Source organism: Brevundimonas sp. (genome assembly GCF_013823285.1).
Lineage (GTDB): Bacteria > Pseudomonadota > Alphaproteobacteria > Caulobacterales > Caulobacteraceae > Brevundimonas.
Map to the genome: position 1 here is coordinate 1 of NZ_PNLV01000179.1, position 2,860 is coordinate 2,860.

The 2,860-nt window shown below is 70.9% G+C and carries 5 protein-coding genes; all 5 read right to left on the bottom strand.

The window, feature by feature from the left end; all coding sequences use genetic code 11:
- The coding region (locus C0461_RS14130) for a phosphoribosyl-AMP cyclohydrolase (RefSeq protein ID WP_292107914.1) at positions 1-236 on the bottom strand (236 nt) is incomplete at its 3' end.
- The gene (hisF, locus tag C0461_RS14135) at positions 233-1,000 is read right to left on the bottom strand and encodes an imidazole glycerol phosphate synthase subunit HisF (protein ID WP_292107916.1); all 768 of its coding nucleotides are present in this window, start codon (positions 998-1,000) and stop codon (positions 233-235) included. The genes C0461_RS14130 and hisF, both read right to left, overlap by 4 nt.
- Positions 997-1,728 carry a 1-(5-phosphoribosyl)-5-[(5-phosphoribosylamino)methylideneamino]imidazole-4-carboxamide isomerase gene (hisA, locus tag C0461_RS14140; protein ID WP_292107918.1) on the bottom strand — a complete coding sequence of 244 codons (732 nt, stop codon included), beginning with the start codon at positions 1,726-1,728 and terminating at the stop codon, positions 997-999. Before hisA ends, hisF begins: the two co-directional genes overlap by 4 nt.
- Complete coding sequence (hisH, locus tag C0461_RS14145; RefSeq protein WP_292107921.1) at positions 1,725-2,324, bottom strand: imidazole glycerol phosphate synthase subunit HisH; 600 nt, start codon at positions 2,322-2,324, stop codon at positions 1,725-1,727. Before hisH ends, hisA begins: the two co-directional genes overlap by 4 nt.
- Positions 2,321-2,860, bottom strand: a 540-nt coding sequence (hisB, locus tag C0461_RS14150; RefSeq protein ID WP_292107923.1) for an imidazoleglycerol-phosphate dehydratase HisB, incomplete at its 5' end; no start/stop codon positions are given. The genes hisB and hisH, both read right to left, overlap by 4 nt.

Genomic DNA, 2,860 nt, shown 5'->3' on the forward strand with positions numbered 1-2,860 from the left:
CCGTCGCAGTCGGGGGTGACCGAGACCACCTTGAGCCGATCGCCGGACGTCTCGCCCTTCCTCCACCGCCCGCCGCGGGAGCGGGAGAAGAAGGTGGCCTCGCCGCTCGACAGCGTCTCGTCCAGCGCGGCCCGGTCCATGAAGGCCAGCATCAGCACCTGCAGGGTGGCGGCGTCCTGCACCACCGCCGCGATCAGCCCGCCGCCCTTGTCAAAGTCGATCTCGTCGGGGTTCATAGCCGCACCTCTATGCCGTCGCTGTCCAGGGTCCGCTTCAGGTCGGGAATGCGAATGGCGCCGGAGTGGAAGACACTGGCGGCCAGGGCGCCGGAGACGTCCGCCTCGGCGAACACCTGACGGAAATGGTCGGGCGAGCCGGCGCCGCCGGACGCCACCAGCGGTATGGTCAGGCGCGCGCGCGCGGCCTTCAGCTGTTCCACGTCATAGCCGTTGCGCACCCCGTCCTGATCGATGCAGTTCAGCACGATCTCGCCGGCGCCCAGCGCCTGCGCCTCGATGATCCAGTCCAGGGTCAGGCGGTTGGCGCCGCGCCGGGCGTCCGGGTCGCCGGTATATTTGTGCACGCGCCAGTCGCCGTCCTGAAACTGGCTGTCCACGCCCACCACCACGCACTGGCCGCCCAGCCGCTCGGCCATTTCGCCGATCAGTTCGGGGCGTTCCAGAGCGGGCGAATTGATGGAAACCTTGTCCGCGCCGTTGTCGAGGCAGCGGGCAGCCTGATCCACCGACCGTATGCCGCCGGCCACGCAGAACGGAATGTCCAGCAGCCGGGCGATGTCGCGCACCCAGCCGTAGTCCAGCGTGCGGCCCTGCGGCGAGGCGGTGATGTCGTAGAACACCAGCTCGTCGGCGCCCTCGTCCCGGTAGCGCGCGGCCAGTTCGGCGGCGTCGCCCATGTCGGTGTGTCCGACGAAGCGCACGCCCTTGACCACCCGGCCGTCCTTGACGTCCAGACAGGGGATGATGCGCCGGGCGGTCATCGCACCGCCTCCAGCGCGTCGGACAGGGTGAAGCGGCCTTCGTAAAGGGCCCGGCCGATGATGGCGCCGTCGCAGCCGATGGCCTTGAGGGCCGCCAGATCCTCCAGCGAGGAGACCCCGCCGGAGGCCTGCAACTGCAGCTCGGGGCGGCGTTGCTTGACCTCGGCCAGCAGCTCCAGATTGGGGCCCGTCAGGGCGCCGTCGCGGCCCACGTCGGTGACGAGGATGTGGTTCAGCGTGCCGGGGGCATACGCCGACAGCGCCGCCCACAGGTCCACCCCTGCACGCTGGGTCCAGCCCTTGAGGGCGGGGACGGGCACGCCGTCCTCCAGCTTTACGTCGAGGGCCAGGGTGATGCGCTCGGGGCCGAAATCGGCCAGCCAGCCGGCCACGGTTTCCGGCGCGGTGACGGCCAGGCTGCCGATCACCACCCGGGCGACCCCGGCCTCCAGCAGCAGCCGCACGTCGTCGATGGATCGCACGCCGCCGCCGCTTTGGATGTGAACGTCCACCGCGCCCGCCAGCTCTCCGATCAGGGCATGCTGGCGCGCGGCGCCGGCCTCGGCGCCGTCCAGATCGACCACGTGCACCCACGCCGCGCCCTCGCCCACGAACGACACCAGCCGCGCGGCGGGCACCTCGTCATAGCGGGTGACCGCGTCGAAACGGCCGTGCATCAGCCGCACGCAGACGCCGTCCTTCAGGTCGATGGCGGGGTACAGGATCACGCGGGGAGCTCCAGGAAATTCTTCAGGATGCGGGCGCCGGGGGCAGCGGAGCGTTCAGGGTGGAACTGGCAGCCCCAGCGATTGCCCGCCCGCACCACGGCCGGGACCGGCCCGCCGTAGTCGGCGCGGGCCAGGGTCGCTTCGCCATCGGGACACAGGAAGGAATGGACGAAATAGGCATGGTCGCCGGGCGCCACGCCGTCCAGCAGCGGGTCATCCTGATCGATGGACAGGGCGCTCCAGCCCATGTGCGGCACGGGCAGGGACGGGCCGGGGTCGAGCCGGGCGACAACGCCGGGGATGAAACCCAGCAGATCGGCGCCGGCGCCCTCGTCGCTGCGTTCGAACAGTAGCTGCTGGCCCAGACACACGCCCAGCAAAGGGCGCTCATAGGCGCGGATGACCGGCGTCAGCCCCAGGGCGTCCAGCCGGCCCATGGCGTAGGCGGCGGCGCCCACGCCGGGCAGGATCACCCGCTCGGCCCCGGCGATCTCGGCCGGGTCCGAGGTGACGCGCGCGTCGGCGCCCAGCCGTTCCAGCGCGAACTGGACCGAGGCCGTGTTGCCCGCGCCATAGGCGATGATGGCGACGGTCACAGCACCCCCTTGGTGGACGGCACCGCATCGCCCTCCACGCGGATGGCCTGCCGCAGGGCGCGGCCCAGAGCCTTGAAACAGGCCTCGGTCATGTGGTGGTCGTCCTCGCCCGTCACCGAGACATGGATCGCCGCCCCCAGGTGTTCGGCCAGCGAGCGGAACACGTGCTCGGTGAGGTCGGTGCGATATTCACCGATAAAGGGGGTGGCGAACGCGCCCTCGAACACGCTGTAGGGACGGCCCGAGAGGTCGATGGAGACCTTGGCCTCGGCCTCGTCCATGGGCAGGACGAAGCCGTAGCGGCCGATGCCGCGTCGCTCGCCCAGCGCCTGTTTCAGGGCCTGGCCCAGGGCGATGGCGGAATCCTCGATGGTGTGGTGCGGGTCGATGTGCAGGTCGCCCGCGCACGACAGGCGGATCGAGAAGCCGCCGTGGGCCGCCACCTGCTCGATCATGTGGTCGAAGAAGCCGACGCCGGTCTCGATGGCCACGGGCGCGGCGGCGTCCAGATCGACGGCGCAGACGATGCGCGTCTC